This is a genomic window from Treponema putidum, from assembly GCF_000755145.1.
Lineage (GTDB): Bacteria > Spirochaetota > Spirochaetia > Treponematales > Treponemataceae > Treponema_B > Treponema_B putidum.
Genome location: NZ_CP009228.1, coordinates 2,489,362 through 2,505,528, shown reverse-complemented (window position 1 = coordinate 2,505,528; position 16,167 = coordinate 2,489,362). Strand labels below are relative to the sequence as shown.

The 16,167-nt window shown below is 35.0% G+C and carries 12 protein-coding genes and 1 pseudogene; 8 read left to right on the top strand and 5 right to left on the bottom strand.

Translation table 11 applies throughout. The features are described 5' to 3' along the window. Positions 1–226 precede the first annotated feature (226 nt). From JO40_RS11550 to JO40_RS11535, 4 genes are read right to left on the bottom strand one after another with little or no spacing between them, the layout of a single operon-like run. Entirely contained in the window at positions 227–1,486 is a 1,260-nt protein-coding gene (locus JO40_RS11550) for a motility associated factor glycosyltransferase family protein (RefSeq protein WP_245608878.1), read from the bottom strand. Beyond that, positions 1,483–3,027: a 6-hydroxymethylpterin diphosphokinase MptE-like protein gene (locus JO40_RS11545; protein ID WP_044979463.1), complete on the bottom strand. Its 1,545-nt coding sequence runs from the start codon at positions 3,025–3,027 to the stop codon at positions 1,483–1,485. The genes JO40_RS11550 and JO40_RS11545 overlap by 4 nt, the downstream gene beginning before the upstream one ends. Next, complete coding sequence (locus tag JO40_RS11540; protein WP_044979462.1) at positions 3,011–3,934, bottom strand: hypothetical protein; 924 nt, start codon at positions 3,932–3,934, stop codon at positions 3,011–3,013. Before JO40_RS11540 ends, JO40_RS11545 begins: the two co-directional genes overlap by 17 nt. Beyond that, positions 3,934–6,546: a midas domain-containing protein gene (locus JO40_RS11535; RefSeq protein WP_044979461.1), complete on the bottom strand. Its 2,613-nt coding sequence runs from the start codon at positions 6,544–6,546 to the stop codon at positions 3,934–3,936. The genes JO40_RS11540 and JO40_RS11535 overlap by 1 nt, the downstream gene beginning before the upstream one ends. Positions 6,547–6,685: 139 nt before the next feature. Between JO40_RS11535 and JO40_RS11530 the strand changes: the two genes are divergently transcribed. From JO40_RS11530 to JO40_RS11495, 8 genes and pseudogenes are all read left to right on the top strand, one after another. Next, positions 6,686–7,135, top strand: coding sequence for a septum formation initiator family protein (locus JO40_RS11530; protein ID WP_044979460.1), 450 nt, complete (start codon positions 6,686–6,688; stop codon positions 7,133–7,135). After that, positions 7,110–7,691, top strand: coding sequence for an L-threonylcarbamoyladenylate synthase (locus tag JO40_RS11525; protein WP_044979459.1), 582 nt, complete (start codon positions 7,110–7,112; stop codon positions 7,689–7,691). The genes JO40_RS11530 and JO40_RS11525 overlap by 26 nt, the downstream gene beginning before the upstream one ends. 130 nt (positions 7,692–7,821) lie before the next feature. Next, complete coding sequence (locus JO40_RS11520; protein ID WP_084224544.1) at positions 7,822–8,460, top strand: ApaLI family restriction endonuclease; 639 nt, start codon at positions 7,822–7,824, stop codon at positions 8,458–8,460. Beyond that, the gene (locus tag JO40_RS11515) at positions 8,450–9,637 is read left to right on the top strand and encodes a DNA methyltransferase (RefSeq protein ID WP_044979458.1); all 1,188 of its coding nucleotides are present in this window, start codon (positions 8,450–8,452) and stop codon (positions 9,635–9,637) included. The genes JO40_RS11520 and JO40_RS11515 overlap by 11 nt, the downstream gene beginning before the upstream one ends. A 166-nt stretch (positions 9,638–9,803) precedes the next feature. Beyond that, positions 9,804–11,351, top strand: coding sequence for a helicase HerA-like domain-containing protein (locus JO40_RS11510; RefSeq protein WP_044979457.1), 1,548 nt, complete (start codon positions 9,804–9,806; stop codon positions 11,349–11,351). Between the two features lie 13 nt (positions 11,352–11,364). After that, positions 11,365–11,901, top strand: a complete 537-nt coding sequence (gene lepB, locus JO40_RS11505; RefSeq protein ID WP_044979456.1) for a signal peptidase I — start codon at positions 11,365–11,367, stop codon at positions 11,899–11,901. After that, positions 11,889–13,751, top strand: a complete 1,863-nt coding sequence (locus JO40_RS11500; RefSeq protein WP_044979455.1) for a penicillin-binding protein — start codon at positions 11,889–11,891, stop codon at positions 13,749–13,751. The genes lepB and JO40_RS11500 overlap by 13 nt, the downstream gene beginning before the upstream one ends. Further along, positions 13,732–15,665 (top strand): annotated as a pseudogene (locus JO40_RS11495) (motility associated factor glycosyltransferase family protein). Before JO40_RS11500 ends, JO40_RS11495 begins: the two are co-directional and overlap by 20 nt. Here the strand turns inward: JO40_RS11495 and JO40_RS11490 are convergent. After that, on the bottom strand, positions 15,641–16,060 hold the full coding sequence (locus JO40_RS11490; protein WP_245608876.1) for a CPBP family glutamic-type intramembrane protease: 420 nt from the start codon (positions 16,058–16,060) through the stop codon (positions 15,641–15,643). The pseudogene JO40_RS11495 and the gene JO40_RS11490 sit on opposite strands and share 25 nt — an antisense overlap. Between the last annotated feature and the right edge of the window lie 107 nt (positions 16,061–16,167).

The following is a 16,167-nucleotide window of genomic DNA, read 5'->3' as shown; positions in this document are numbered from 1 at the left end:
AAATCGGCAAAATCACTGATATTTTTAGATAATTTTTTACTTAAATATGTAAAATAAGGTAAAAGAGCGGTTGTAAGCTCAGTCTTATTATGTTGATTCGGGTTTTTTAAATGAAGGATAAAATCCAGATACGGAAATGTTGAAAATTCCTCTTTTTTCCAAAAATTCCGTATATTCGGTTGACTGTGAGACTTAATTTTTGAGTTAAAAAAAATTTTATATCCTTCTAAAAGAGCCGTGCTATAAGTGATTTTTCCGTTTTTTCCGTTTTTTTTACCGGTGTTCTAAACATTAGATCACAAAATTTTGTTTCTAATGGAGAAGTTTTAGAAGAAGTTTTTTGAAATTGATTAGAAAGGTATGTCCCATTTGCATAGGCTTTGCCGCCGGTATAAGCAAAGTCCAGACCGAAAAATTCCAAATTTCTGAATCCAAGTGAAATAGCCGCCGATTTTGCAGCTAGTGCAACTGTGCCGCTTCCCGTTTCCATATAAGGAAAGGGAGAAAATAATGAGGCATATTGTGCAAAAGGATGAGCACTTTTTGTAAAGAAAAAAGTATTGCCGTTTTTTAAAAATTCTTCGGATAGGATTGGGTTTGAACAAAGATCAAAAATACCTACGGTATTTTTTGTAAAGGGTCTAAAACAATGTGCATATGAAATATTTTGAGGGTCAATAGTTATAAAAAAATCCGCTTCAATTCCGGCTGTATTTAAAACGGGAAAAGCCGTATCGGAAGCAAAAAGAGTAAGCCTTTCCCTTTCTTTTTTTATGATTTCTAAGGCCGGTTCAAGGCTCGGCCCAGCCCCTAAAATACAGGCTTTTTTACTTATGTCGATTTTTGGGATTTTGGGATTTATTAAAGAGGCTATCCTTAAATTCCGCAAAATATTACGCATCCATAGTTTACCGAAGGCTGCTTGAGTTGAAACATCGGCTTGTATTTTTTCTAATGAATTTTGAATTTTTTTTTCAAATTTTTGAATTTTTTCTTTATAAAAGTCTTCCCAAGGTCTTAAGATTTTTAATTCAAAATTCCCGTGTATGGCAGGGATATAAGCGTTAATAAATTCTCTTTCAAAGTCTTCAGATTCCAATGGAGGCAAAAAAAATAAATTATTATTTTCAATAAGTTTTGAAAAATCCGTAATTTTAAATAAAGTTTTTAAATTTGAAAAATCCGTTTCGGTTACGGCACAGTGTTTTGATTTAAAATTGTTTAAAAAATACTCTATATGAATACCTGCGCCTAATCCGCAAAAAAGTACAAAATTTTCATTTCCTGTAAAAAGCCTCGACGCTTCTTTTATTGGGTCATATTTCGAATGAAGATGTTTACCGTTTTTGAGTACAGGAAGCAAAATGCCCGTCTTAGAATACTCGGTATGCGGGTAATCCGTTTTATCTTCGGCAGATATAATATTTTCAGCGAGTTTGAGATTTCTTTTTTTTAAATTTTTTATATTTTTATCAAAAAAATTCATGGTCTAAGCCTTTTAATTTGATTGTCTAAAAAAGAGGTTATTTCGTTTTCAAGTTTTAGTTTAATTTCTTGTTCATTATGTGTATCTTTTTCTTTTAAAAAGATTATATAATTCTGAAAAGAAATAAATTCGCATAATTCTTTTTCGGGTGTGCTTATATTTTTTCCTTTGGCATTGACTATTATTTTGTCAAAAAAGATTCCATTTTTTATTTCTTGTTTTATATCTTTATAAATTTCCGATAAAAGGCTTTTTTTTTCTTCTAAAGGCTTAGATTCCAAAATTTTTAATTTTTTTTCTTCCGTCTTATTGCTGCTTTTACCTTCTTCTTTTCCGGTAAAAATTTTAATTTTAAATTCTTCTTCACTTACGGCCTTTATATTTCCCAAAGGCTGAATATTGTTCCCTATTTTAAAAAGACGGACGGCTCTTTCTTTTGGTATTCTGGCAAACCATTTTTCATAAGTTTTTAAGGATCTCAGATCAAAATTCGATATAGCTGCAAAATTAGATATCGGGTCCAAACGGTTTACTTTGGTTTCTTTTTGCCTTAAGCTTTCATGAGGCGTACAATGGTAAAACCCTTTTGAACCTTTTAAGTCTAAACCTGCTATAAAGATTCTTCCGTTAGTATGGTCTAAAAGCAAGTCTATGGCCGTACCTGAAACTGTTCCGTTTCTTTTTGCATAAAGAGGCTCAATTCCTAAGTTTTTAAAAAAAAGAGATTCAAGCGATGAACCGTAGCTTAAAAAAATGCAGGGATTTTTTTTTAAAATATTGAAAGGAATTTTTGCCTCAAGAGGAAATGCTAGGGCTGTTTCATTAAATTTATCATTACTTAAATATTTTAGATGATTGCCTGCCCAATATCCTCCGTCAGTGGATATACAAAGATTAACATTTATATTCCTTGCATCAAGAGCCGGCAGAGCTGAGGCTGCTGCTATAGTAAAAATTGTATCGATTGTTTTACTGCAATTGTTTAAAACTTTATCTAAGCCGGGACCTGCACCTGCAAAAAAATAATTTTCGTTATCGGTTTCTTTTTTTTCGGCAAACAAATTTAAATAGGCAAGCCTTTTTGTAAAAATAAAGTTTTCGCCCATGTTTTTTAGCCATTTCTTACCGAAAAAACTTCTTGTTGCTATTACGCTTTGCATTATCCTTATAGCTTCGGATATTTCTTTCCAAACCCAAGAGGCAGAATCAGGCCAAATATTTTCGGCCGCCTTCCATGGTAAAAAAAGACTGGAAGATAAAAATTCATCGGGAATGTTATTTATTAAAAAAAAAGCAGGATTTCCTGTTGCCGGTCTCCATACTTTATCCCAAAGCTGATCCGAGTTTAAAAAATAATTATCCGTATACCGCATTGCGATTAACTTTGTGTATGGAAATTGTTTACGCAAAATAGGCGCAAGATAAGATTCTCCCGGTTCTGTGATGACTATGATTTTAGGATTCCCCTGTATTGCGGCACAAAATCGTTCAGCTTCTTTTTGCGGATTATAAGAAGAATGAAGCTTAACTTGTTTTATCATTGATTACAGCCTTAAAAAAATCTTTTATTTCGTTTATATTTTTAGAAGTTCCCGTGTAATCTATTAACAGTTTTGCACATAAGTCTTCTCCATAAATATTAGCTAAACTTGCCGTTATCTTTTTTATATAAATATCTATAGGCAGGTTTTCCGATGAAAATATCGAAATGTAAAGGCAATTATCCATCCCTAAAATTGCCATATTGGATTTACCTATAAGGCTAAGAATTTTATTTGTCATCGAATAATAAAGTTGCAAAATATTTAAATTGCTTTGCAGTTTTACGGTATCGGGAAAAATATGAAAAAAAGCAATTTTCAGTAGGTGAGCAGTATTATTAAAATTAAGAGCCGATTTTATTTTAAGCATTATCGTATTTGTTCCGTGTTGAAAAGGATAGACGGGCCTTGTTATTTCGATAATTGATCTGTGTTTTTCATATATCGGTATAATTTTTTTTAGGCTTATATAGGCTTTTTTAGAATCAAAGCTATCTCTGTAAATATCTTTTTGTGATCTTACTAAAAATAAAAAAGCTTTTTCTTTTTCAATAGAATATAGAATAATATCCGTAATGCTTATATATTCTTGTGAGGAAAAAAAATTCTTAATTAAGGCTATATTTGAAATTGAAAACCACTCATTTTCCTTAACTTGAAGACCTTCTATTATTTGTGAAAGAATCATGCACCTATGAAAAGTAGTTATGTCAAAACCCGATGCAAAGCAAAGATTATAAAAATCTTCATTGGTCTTTATTAAAAAGCCTCCTTTTCCTATATGTAATTCTTTAAGAAAGGCTTCAAAATATTTTTTTGCATTAAAAAAAGGAGAATCTTCAGCCGGAACGTTCTGAGGCCGGTAATTGTTTATACTAACAGCCTCAGCCCTCTGCCTCAATCCCATTAAGATATCCCCAGCTCATCAAAGAGTCTTTTATAGGTATCAAAATATTCGGACTTTGCAAATTCTTCAATTTTTTCTTCAGGTAAACTTTCCAGAAGCTGGTCCATATATGTCAGAACCGATTTTATTTCATCTTTTAGATGGATTGGGAGAGTTTCCGTTTGTATTTGTTGCTTTTCAGCAGCACTTTCTTCAAACTCAATCCTTGGAATATCTTGTGCGGCTTTATCAAGTTCTTCGGACGAAAATATGTTTTTTTCGTTTTCATCCTTGTCTGAAGGCTCATCGCTTAAAGGTTCATCAATTTCTGTATAATCTTCAAGGACATCTTCTTCTAAAACTTCATTTCCAAAATCCGTATCTTCAAAAACCGCAGCTACATCTTGTCCTTCTTCTATATTTTTTGTAATTGCTTCAAAATCGCTGTATTCATCTCCTAAAGGAATACTTTGTCCATCTGGAAGTTCAAGCTCGGTTATAGGCATATCAAAGTTTTCAATGGCGCTTAAATCATCATTGGAGAATTCCTCAAAGCCGCTTTCTTCTGACGGATTCTCTGTCTCATCGGATATAAAGTCCTCACCTTCAGGGGACGGGACATTTTCGAGTTCTAATTTTATATCTTCATCAAGATAGCCGATATCATCCGTTAAATCGTTTATATGTTCAGGCTCTACTGCACTTAATAAATCTTCCTCTTTAGAAACTTCAGAATTGTTATCAAAGGATGTTTCGGTTTCAAGGTTAGCACTCATATCAATAGCCATATCCGCTTTATCATCGTTTTCCATCTCAATACCGGTATCCTCTATGTCAGCTTCAGCTAAATTTTCATCATCGGGGAATACCTCATGTATTTCATCCAAAGTTTCGGGGATTTCATAATCTTTTTCAGCGTTTTCTTCGGTAAAGTCTGCCGTAATTAATATGTTATTCAGTTCATCACCTGTAAGAGCTATGGTCTCATCTCCGTCATCATCGGTAAAAAAACCTGTTTCATCGCTTGCCTTGGAATCATTTGATACATTTCCGGCTGCATTTTGCCCGGGATCTGGAATATTAGCTGCTTCAATCTTTTGCTGTGTTTGAGCCATTTCAAATTTCATCGTTGCAAGTTCATTTTTGATATTTACCAATTCACTTGCAATTTGAGTCAATATTTCCGTAGCCTTATCATTTGCAAAAACACTGGGTGCCGTAACCGCAACTTTTTCAGTTTCTTTTTTCAATTCCGGTTTTATATCTTCTTCTGATTTTGTTGAGTTTGTGTCAGTGTCCAAAAGATCATTTTCAAAGGCTCCAATATCATCAAAAAACATATCTGAATTATTTTGTTCTGTTTGTATTTCATTGTCCTTAGTTTCTTCGCCCATCACATTGTCCAGCATCGCATCAAAATCATCTTCCTCTGTTGCGGTCTTCTCTTCTTTTACTTCCGATGCAGATTCTAATTCCGATGAAGGATGTTCTTCTAATTCCGATGAAGAATAATTGTTCATAATTTTTTGATTTTCTTTTCTGATTTCTTCTATATTTCCCGCTTCAATTATTGTGTTTTCAATAACTAAACCGTCATCTTTATTTTGTTCTTCATTGTTTACATCTTCGACTTCTTCAAATTCGGAAATATCGCTAAATATTTCGACATCTTCAAGATCATCATCAGATTCCATGGTCTTACCGGCAATGCTTGTTATATCGGAGTATTCGTCGATAGTAATATTAAGGGGAATATCATTTGTTTGTTTTGGCGTATTTTTTTCAACTTCTTCATTGGATTCAAGTTCATCAAAAATTTCATCAAAGTCTGAAATGTCCTCAATCGTTCTCTCAGGTAAATTTTCGATTTCCGTTTTTTCATCCATAGTTCCGGATGAAACTCCCGTTACATCCGTTATTTCAAAATTATCGTCTCTCTCAAAGTCTATAGCATCGCTCTCTTTTGTTTCCAAATAATCTTCATCGAATGAAAGGTCAAGTTTTATATCATTTTCCGGCATTAAATTGTCAGGTTCGTCTTTATTTTCGGCTTTTTCATCTGTTATAGGGGAGTCAGTTTCGTTATCGCTTAAAAAATCATCGATATCAAGCGCTTCAAAATCATTTACATCATTTTTTTGAGGGACTTCATTTTCTATAGTTTTATTTTCATCTAAAGTTTCATCTTCAATGGATATTTCATCAATATTTGTTTCAAAGTCAATATTATCAAGATTGCTTTCTTCTTCAATTTCAACGGCATCGGATTCGCCGAAAATATCAAATTCATCTTCGTAAATGCCGGTATTGTTGGTAATATCCTTTTCAGCGATTACATTTTCTTCGACAGTATCAACATTTTCAAAGTCATTCAATGCCGCCAATTCCTCAAATTCCAGTTCGTCTTCGGAAGTATCTAAATCTATAATATCATGATCATCAAATTCGATAAAATCGCTTTTAAGAGTATTTTCTGTAATATCATCTTTTATGGGTAACACACTTTCATAGCCGTCTTTATGTTCAGGCCTTTTCTTGACCCATACGCCGTACATATCAAGATTTGAATCATCTTCTTTTACCGGAAAAATCGAATCATCCGGTTCATCTATTTTGTTAAAATCTAATGCCATGCTATTTCTCCCATATAACTCATGTCTATAATTATACTATATATCGACAGAATTTGTAAATAACCTAAATTATTTACTCTAAAGAATTTTGAGAAAAAATTCAAGAAAAAAACATAAAATGCCGTTATATATTTAGGCTATGAAAATCTATTTTAGAGTACTTATTCCCATTTTTACTACTGTTTTTGCTTATACTGTCTTGTCCGTATTTTTGGGACCTAAGGGGGTATATTCAACGCGGTTTATGGAAATTCAGCGGAATACACTCGTAGACCATGTCCGGGCTCTTAAGGAAATGGGAGATGATTTGGATAGTCACATACGCAATCTTACCTATGACCCTGAAACAATTGCCATTTATGCACATGAGCTTGGTTATATATACAATAATGAAGGTATAATCAAGCTGGTGAACTTTAATTCGGGGTTTGGAAAAAGTTTAAACCCGGGCACTATCTTAAAAATTGAAAAGCCCTATTACCTTTCGGACTATATATGTAAGACAATAGCAGTATCTCTTGGTATAATTATTATTATTTTTGAAATGCTGGCGGTAAAAAAAGATGGTTATTTCAAAGCAAGACCCTAAGGCTTTAGAATTAGCGGTTTCAATTCTAAAAAAAGGCGAAATAATCATAATTCCCACCGATACCGTTTACGGCTTTTCGGGTATTATTCCTTTTACGAAGGAAAAAATCATTAAAATCAAAAAAAGAGGGGCCGAAAAGAGTTTTATCGGCCTTATTGAAAAGCCTCAAGATATTTATAAATATACGGATACGTTTATTCCGTCATACATATTGGAGCTTTGGCCTGCTCCATTGAGTATAATCGTAAAAGATAGGACAGGGGGCGGAACATCAGCTTTTAGATGCCCTGATGATAAATGGCTTAGAGATTTAATAGGAAAAACCGGCTCGCCAATTTATTCTACGAGCGTAAACTATTCGGGAGAGCCTGTTTTAAGTAATATTGGGGATATAATAAGAGAGTTTGAGGATAAGGTTTCTTTGATAATTGACGGAGGGGAGCAAAAGGGCTTAGCGTCTACAATTGTCAGTTTAATCGATAAGGAGCCATGCATAATCAGGCAAGGATCCTTAAATCTAAGTTTTTTGACCTCGTCAGAAAAACTGTCTAAATAGATAGCAGAAACCTTGGCAAAGCAGGCTATCGCCTTTACGGTAAAAACTTTTTTATAGAGCCCTAATAAGAGGCGCTTGTCCCGTAATCTGTATATAGAATTTTTTGCTAAAATATAGTATAGTTTAAGCTATGAAAACGGTATTATATAATGAAATAAAAACTCTTTCAGATAAATATGCAAACGGTTTGCGTTCAAAAATTGACGGCCGCACAGAAGAAATGAAATCAGATGATAATTCGCATTTTTTAATTTATAGGGTTTTAGGAATATCGGAATCGGAAGGGAATCTAATCGACATATACCAAAATAAGGGGCGTTTTTTTTACAAATACGCGGGGGCATTTCTTGAAGAAGCGGCGGTTTTATGCTTGAAACATAAATATCCAACCGGTGGTAAAACTCGAATTCCAAATACACTAGGAAAAAGACCCAAAACTTACGAAATTGATTTTTTAAACAATACAGATGCTTTAGAGATAAAATGGCGTGATGCGACGACTGATGGAGATCATATCACAAAAGAACATACCCGTGTTAAAGTAATAAATCAAAAAGGGTACAAGCCTATTCGTGTCATGTTCTATTATCCTCAACGAAAACAGGCAATCCGTATACAAGAAACATTAAAAACTTTGTATGGAGGTATAAAAGGTGAATATTATGCAGGCGATGATGCATGGAATTTCATAAAAAAATATACAGGATTTGATTTAAAAGAAATTCTTAAAAAAATTGCAGATGAAAGGACGGTAGAATATGAACCATGATTTAAATACTGTCATCTTTGGAGATTCCTGTGAAGAATTAAAAAAAATTCCCGATAGTTCTGTAAATCTTGTATATTTAGATCCTCCTTTTTTTTCGCAAAAAGAACATGAATTAAGTTCCAGATCAGAAGGGAAAGTGTATTCATTTGATGACAAATTTTCTTCAAAAGATGAATATATTTCTTTTATGTCTTTAGTTTTGAATGAAATCAAGCGTGTTTTAACAAAAGACGGTTCAATATTTCTTCACTGTGATAGATATGCTTCTCATTATTTGAGAGAAGAGCTTGATAAAGTCTTTGGCGAGGTAAACTTTCAAAGTGAGATTATATGGGCATATAAAAGATGGTCTAACTCAAAGAAAGGTCTCCTTAATGCCCATCAAAATATTTATTTTTATAGTAAAACAAAAGATTTTAAATTCAATCAGTTTTATACAGAATACTCTCCATCAACAAATATTGACCAAATCTTGCAAAAACGGGTAAGAAATTCAAAAGGAAAATCCGAATACAAAAGAGATGTAAAAGGCGATGTTGTTTTTACAACAGAAAAAAAAGGAGTTCCTTTATCCGATGTTTGGGAAATTCCTTTTTTAAATCCAAAAGCAAAAGAACGATGCGGCTACCCTACACAAAAACCGGTAAAACTCCTTCAACGAATAATTGAACTTGTTACAAACGAAGGAGATATTGTACTGGATCCATTTTGCGGAAGCGGAACTACTTGCGTCGCTGCGAAATCATTAAATAGAAAATTTATCGGCATTGATAAAAATACTGATGCTATTGAAATTTCTAAAAAACGCCTTTCGGAAATGATAATATCAGAATCCGGAGTGCTTTCAAAAGGTATTGATTCATATATTGAAAAGAATTCTTTTGAAAGTACTTTATTATTTCTATTGAATGCCATTCCTGTTCAAAGAAATAAAGGTATAGATGGCTTCATTAAAAATGATAATTCGCTGATTCCGATAAAAATTCAAAAAGACACGGAAACTATAGATGATGCAATCACCAATTTAGAAAATGCAGTTCAGGGTAAAAATTTTCCCATAAAAATATTAATTCAAACGAATGAAAAGCACACTGTTGATTTCTTTAAAAGAGAAACTGATGTTAAAGTTATAAAATATGTAGATTTGCAAATAAAAAACTTATTAAATGCCGTCTAACACAATGTTCATAATCGAGAGTTTAGAGCCTTTTGCATCGTCCGAATCGAATGTGTCCATTGAGAAAAGTTCCTTAAGTATTGATATTATATCTAAATTGATTTAAAATACAAATACCTAAAATCGGAGTAAACCGGTTTTAAGGCCGATTTATTGAGAGGTTTATATGGAAAAAGGAATTTTTATCGGAGTAGGAGAGGACAGGGTAGAGCTTTTACCTAACCGTGCAAACCGGCACGGCCTTATTGCGGGGGCAACAGGAACAGGAAAGACTATTACCTTAAAGGTAATTGCAGAGGCCTTTAGCGACGTGGGTGTTCCCGTTTTTTTGCCCGATGTAAAGGGAGACTTGTGCAGCTTTGCCGAAAAGGGCGAGGCCAACCAAAAAATAAACGAAAGGTTGAGTCTTTTAGGCCTTTCCGACTTTGAGTTTAAATCCTATCCTATACGCCTTTGGAGTATCCTAAAAGAAACAGGCCATCCTGTGCGTGCGACCATATCTGAGATGGGGCCTCTTCTTTTATCCAAACTTTTAAATTTAAATGAGGTTCAAGCGGGTGTTCTAAACATTGCCTTTAGGGTGGCGGATGAGGATGGATTACTTCTCTTGGATATAAAAGACCTAAAGTCGATTTTGGTTTATATAGGCGAAAACAGCCAAGAGCTAAAACTTAAATACGGCAACATTTCAGCTTCTTCAATAGGAGCAATCCAACGGGCTCTCCTCATTTTGGAAGGGGAGGGAGCCGATAATTTTTTTGCAGAACCCGCATTGGAAATTGCCGATTTTTTTAAACTTACCTCGGACGGCAGAGGCTATATAAATGTTTTAAATTCTACGGCCCTTTATCAAAGGCCTAATCTTTATTCTACTTTTTTGCTTTGGTTTTTGTCGGAGCTTTACGAGAATCTCCCTGAAGCCGGAGACACGGAAAAACCGAAAATCGTTTTCTTTTTTGATGAAGCCCATCTTCTTTTTAATAATTTATCTTCAGTTCTTATCGAAAAGATAGAGACTATGATTAGGCTCATCCGCTCAAAGGGTGTTGCCGTTTTTTTTGTTACGCAAAATCCTGCCGATTTGCCTGAAAGTATTTTAAGCCAGTTAGGAAATAAATTTCAACATGCTCTCAGGGCTTTCACTCCCAAGGATCAAAAGGCTATAAAACTTTCAGCCGAAACTTTTAGGAAAAATCCTAAATTCGATACGGCTAAGGTGCTTACCGAACTTAAAACGGGAGAAGCCCTTGTTTCCCTATTACAGGAAGACGGAAGCCCTTCTATAAGTCAAAGAGTCTTAATAGCTCCCCCAAGAAGTAAGATAGGCACTGTAGAGGATGCAAAACTTAAAGCTATTGTTGAAGAATCTCCTCTTCTTTATAAGTACAAGGATGTAATCGACAGGGAATCGGCCTATGAAATTCTTATGGGTCAATTTGAAGAAAAGAAGCTGGTTGCCGAACGGGAACTTGAAGAAAAACGTCTGACTAAGGAGGCCGCTGCAAAGGCAAAAGAAGAGGCAGCCCTAATCAGGGCCGAAAATGCCCGAATAAGGGCAGAGAATGCAAGACGCCGTTTGGAAGAGAGTCAAAATAAAAAACAAAGAAGCGAGGCCGGAAGGCTGGGCAGGGTCTTAGTTGACAGTATGACCCGTACGGTAGGCAGAGAAATTACACGCGGAGTTTTCGGTTCTATAAAAAAGATGTTTAGATAGGTTAAGGCTAAAGGTGTTAAAAAAAACTAAAAGAAAACTCTTTTATTTTTTTTCCATTATACTTTTTTTTGCTTTTATCAAAGCCTGTGTTTTTGATGTAAAGAAGATTTCAGGCACTTCTATGGAGCCTTCTTTAAAAGCCGGAAACTATGTATTGATTTTTAAGGCTGCTTACGGTATAAAACATCCTTTAAAGAATAAGTATATTTTCCGTTGGGCAAGGCCTAAAAGCGGCGACATAATCGTGTACCTAAAAGACGGGCATTTTACCGTAAAAAGATGCTTAGCTATTTCGGAAGAACCTATAGAATTTTCTAAAAAATTAGGGTACAATTACGATTATTCGATGAAGGTTTCCGGAAAAGATATACCTTTAACGGCTGTACAATTCCGCAATTTAGGCGGTATGTCCGATGAAAAAAAAGTGCGGGTTCCGGCGGGCTATGTTTTAGCCTTGGGCGATAATCTAAAAGAATCTTATGATTCCCGCGATTACGGTTTTGTTGCGGCTGACGGTATTTACGGTAAGGTTTTTATATGGAAGAAGTAGATAGGTTTATTTCAAGGCCTCGGTTTTGGGTTTTTATAAGTTTTGTAATTATTTTTGTCATTTTGCTTATATTACAGTTTGCAAAGTACATGATAATGAAAGAACCTATAGTGATTACTCCTAAGGTTTCGACCGAAAGGGGGACTATATATGACAGAAATAAAAAAATCCTTGCGGTTCAGACAACTATCTATAATCTTTATGCCGATAAGACTCTGATGAAAAATCCTGCCGAAGCGGCAAAGGCCTTATCCCCCGTTTTAATGCAAAACGAATCCGAGCTCTTAGAAAAAATTCAAGATTCCAAATCAAATTTTTTATATTTAAAAAAAAGAATGAGCGAAAGTGAAAGGGATTTGGTTAAAACCGTTATAGATGAAAATAAATTAAGCGGTATTAGGTTTGAGTCCGTATTTAACCGGACCTATCCCGAAAATACCTTAGCTTCAACGGTTGTAGGTTTTTTAGGCGATGACGGAAGAGGAAAAACAGGAGTAGAATACTCCCTTCAAAATATTCTTTCTCCTCCGCCAGAAACAAAGGGCTATACGGGCAAGGGGTACGATGTTTACCTTAGCATAGACGGAAACATTCAATACATTCTTGAAAAAATTACATCTAAAATGATGGAAGAAACAAAGGCTCAATCTGCTGTTTTTCTTGCAGTTGATGCAAAGACCGGAGAAATCCTCGCCTATGTAAATTCCCCTTCCGCTTCTCTTGCAAAATTTACCGAAAGCACTCCTGAACAGCGTTTTGACCGTCCTGCAAACTACGTCTATGAACCGGGATCGGTTTTTAAGATATTTTCTATGGCGGCATTCTTAGAGCTGGGCACTACTAAGGATGGGGATATTTATGACTGTAATGCTCTTTTTGAATTTAATAGGCCCAATGTAAAGCCCATTACCTGTTTAAAGCCCCATGGAAGGGTAAGTCCGCGAGATGTAATCCGCCTTTCATGTAATGATGCGACTGCTCAAATTGCCGATATTACCGAAAAAAATGCTTTTTATGAAAAGATTAAACTTTTCGGTTTCGGCTCTAAAACCAATGTAGAACTTCCCGGAGAAACGGCTGGTCTTCTTGCCGACCCTCAAAATTGGTCTATCCGCACAAAGCACACAATTGCTATAGGACAGGAAATCGGAGTTTCAGCGTTGCAGCTGGTTGAGGCTGCAACGGCCTTTACCAATAAAGGTTCCACTTTGCGCCTTTCTCTTATTTCAAAGGTTGCCGACAAGGAAGGAAACATCGTCTATCTTCATAAGCCCTCGGTTTTAAACAAGGTTATATCCGAAAAAAATGCCGAGCTGCTTTTAAGCTATATGAGGACAGGTTCCATAGAGGGAATAGCTTGGAGGGCATCCATTAACGGTGTTCCAATTGCCGTAAAAACCGGAACCGCACAGATGGCAAACGAGAAGGGCGGGGGCTACAGTAAGACCGATTTTATTTCAAGCTGTATAGGAATTTTTCCGGCTGATGACCCAAAGATTATTTTATATACGGCTGTTATAAAGCCTGTCGGGCAAATATACGGATCCGTTATTGCAGCTCCGGCAATTTCAGAGGCTTCGAATGAAATTATAGATTATCTCGGGCTTGCAAGGGAAAATGCTCCCACCGTTGAACACACCGGACGGATTCCCATAAGCGAGAATAAACCTGTTGTCTTAAAAGATAAGATGCCCGACCTAACTGGAGTTCCCAAAAAGCTCTTACTTGAGCTTCTTTTGCAAAAAGACTTTTCGGTAAAAATTACAGGTGACGGCTATGTAGTGTCTCAAACTCCTCCTCCCGGTACCCCCCTTAAAAAAGGAATGAAAATTGAGCTCACTCTTGAATAAAGAAAACGCCGGTAATCGTGAAATTTTATACAAGAATCTTTTTCATAATGCGGAACTTTTTTCTCGTCGGTTTCCTGAGCTCTCTGCTGCCTTGGGCCTTGACTCCGAAATCGGTATTAAACAATTTGCCGAAAGAATTCCTGAAAGCTATTATCTCGAAGAAGCAAAATTAAAAGAAAAAGATAAAAAGATTTTTACTGCACGCATAAACGGAAAATATCTTCATTCAAAATATAATCCTATAAGCGAGGCCGAAAAAAATATATCCATTGATTTTTTTAAAGATAAAAAGGCTAAAAGCTCTTGTGTTTTTTACGGTCTTGGTTTGGGTTATACTCAAGAGCTTTATGCAAAGAAAAATCCTAAGTCTTCTTTGATTATAATTGAGCCCGACCTTTTTGTTTTTTTTCTTTTTTTGCAGAGCCGCCCCTTGGATGATTTTTTTATGCACGAAAATCTTATACTTCTTTTAGGTCTTTATCCGAAAGATGTGTTGGATTTTTTTGAAAGCAAATCTTTTTTTGATATTCCCGCTTTTAAAATTCAGCCTTTGATTGATGTAAGTTCTTCTTGGTTTTTTGAATTTGAGGCCTTAAAAAAGCGGAGAAATGAAAAGACAAATTTAAACAAGAATACCTTAAAGAAATTCGGAAAACTTTGGCTTAAAAATTTTTTTAAAAACAAAACTCAAGTTGAAAATCTTCCCGGTATTTTGCACCTAAAAAATCTTTTTAATTCTTATCCTTGTGTAATAATTGCTGCCGGACCCGGCTTGGATAACACGATAAATCTTGTAAAAGAAAATGAAGATAAGTTCATTATCATTTCAGCCGATACGGCAGTTAGGGCCTGTCTTAGGAGGGGAATAAACCCGGACTTTATTCTTTTGATGGATGCTCAATATTGGAACTATCTTCATCTGGCAGACCTTGATATATCGGATTCTATTCTTATTACCGAGTCTTCCGTATATCCGGCCGTTTTTCGTCTTAAAACAAGAGCCAAGTTTTTATGCACTTCTATGTTTCCTCTCGCTCAATATATAGAAAAAGCTATAGGCGAAAAGGGGAAGCTTGTTACAGGCGGTTCCGTTGCAACGGCTTGCTGGGATTTTGCAAGGATATTGGGCTGTCCTGAAATTATTTTTGCCGGCCTCGATTTAGCCTTTCCCGATTTTCAAACCCATTTTAAAGGGAGCCGCTTTGAAGAAGATGTAAATGCTTTTTCAAACCGTTTTTTTCCTTCGGAAACGGCCTCTCATCTAAGCCTTTATTCCGCCTCGCCCCAATTAAAGGAAGGCTATATTGGAAAGGTGTTAAGCGACAAAAGAATGGAGATGTATGCTTGGTGGTTTGAAAGTAAGATTGCCGAATTTCCTAGTGTTAAAACTTATAATCTTTTACCGCAGGGCTTAAAAATAACGAATATGCCGCCCTTAAGTGTTGAAGAATTTTTAATTAAAGCAAAAGCGTCGCTTCTTTCAAAAAAAATAAAAATCGAGAAAATAAGTCCTTTGTCTAACTTATTTTCTCATAAAGAAGATAGCTTTAGTTCTCAAAGCCTTTCGGCTGCCTTAAAAGAATTAAGCCTTGATTTGGACAAAACCATGAAACTTGCAAGGGATGGTATGGATATATGCCGAAATATCCTAAGTCCTTTAAAAAACGGAAAGCCTCTTGAAGATTCTATTATAAACAAAAGTATAGAAAACTTAAACCTTATCGATGAAAAAATAAGAACCAATAAGACAAATGTCATAATAGGCTTTGATCTTTTGCTTGATGAAGATTTAAATAAGCCTCCTCAGAGTAAATCTTTTACCTCCGTTTATGAAGAAAATTTTTTAATATATAAAAACATATATGAAGCCTGTGCCATTTCAATTTCATTTATCCTTTAAAAATCAAAAGATAGATGATGCAGTTGTGAACGGAGTGTATAAATATAACGCAAACAGCCGCTGTTATGCTTGCTCTTGCCGGACTGTATTTGGTGCCGAATTTTTTTTGTATAAGAACGTATAAGATTCTAAAAATTATACCTGCTGCCATAGCATAAAGCACATTAAGAAAACCCAAATACCTATGAGCCAGTGCAAAAAAAATTATGGGAAAAATTTCTGAACTCCAAAAGCAATACTTAATGGTATGGGCTCTTTGCCCGTAAAGGCTTTTTATCCTATAGGGTAAATATATTCGGTATAGAATTTCTTCATAGGCTGCAAAAAAAACTATTTTTGATATAAAGATTAAACTATAAAAAAAACCTTCCGGCTTATTCGGAGGAATAAAGGCTCTAGTGTTTAACATTGGAGGGATAACAAAAACGGTGAAAATGAAGATAAATTCCAATAAAATTCTTATACTCTTCTTATCAAAACACATAATTTATGGTATTATATCACAAAGAGATAAGT

Excerpts from the sequence above, each read along its gene's own strand:
- JO40_RS11550 (WP_245608878.1), bottom strand. The coding sequence starts at position 1,486 with ATGAATTTTTTTGATAAAAATATAAAAAATTTAAAAAAAAGAAATCTC.
- JO40_RS11545 (WP_044979463.1), bottom strand. The coding sequence starts at position 3,027 with ATGATAAAACAAGTTAAGCTTCATTCTTCTTATAATCCGCAAAAAGAA.
- JO40_RS11540 (WP_044979462.1), bottom strand. The coding sequence starts at position 3,934 with ATGGGATTGAGGCAGAGGGCTGAGGCTGTTAGTATAAACAATTACCGG.
- JO40_RS11535 (WP_044979461.1), bottom strand. The coding sequence starts at position 6,546 with ATGGCATTAGATTTTAACAAAATAGATGAACCGGATGATTCGATTTTT.
- JO40_RS11530 (WP_044979460.1), top strand. The coding sequence starts at position 6,686 with ATGAAAATCTATTTTAGAGTACTTATTCCCATTTTTACTACTGTTTTT.
- JO40_RS11525 (WP_044979459.1), top strand. The coding sequence starts at position 7,110 with ATGGTTATTTCAAAGCAAGACCCTAAGGCTTTAGAATTAGCGGTTTCA.
- JO40_RS11520 (WP_084224544.1), top strand. The coding sequence starts at position 7,822 with ATGAAAACGGTATTATATAATGAAATAAAAACTCTTTCAGATAAATAT.
- JO40_RS11515 (WP_044979458.1), top strand. The coding sequence starts at position 8,450 with ATGAACCATGATTTAAATACTGTCATCTTTGGAGATTCCTGTGAAGAA.
- JO40_RS11510 (WP_044979457.1), top strand. The coding sequence starts at position 9,804 with ATGGAAAAAGGAATTTTTATCGGAGTAGGAGAGGACAGGGTAGAGCTT.
- JO40_RS11500 (WP_044979455.1), top strand. The coding sequence starts at position 11,889 with ATGGAAGAAGTAGATAGGTTTATTTCAAGGCCTCGGTTTTGGGTTTTT.
- JO40_RS11490 (WP_245608876.1), bottom strand. The coding sequence starts at position 16,060 with ATGTTAAACACTAGAGCCTTTATTCCTCCGAATAAGCCGGAAGGTTTT.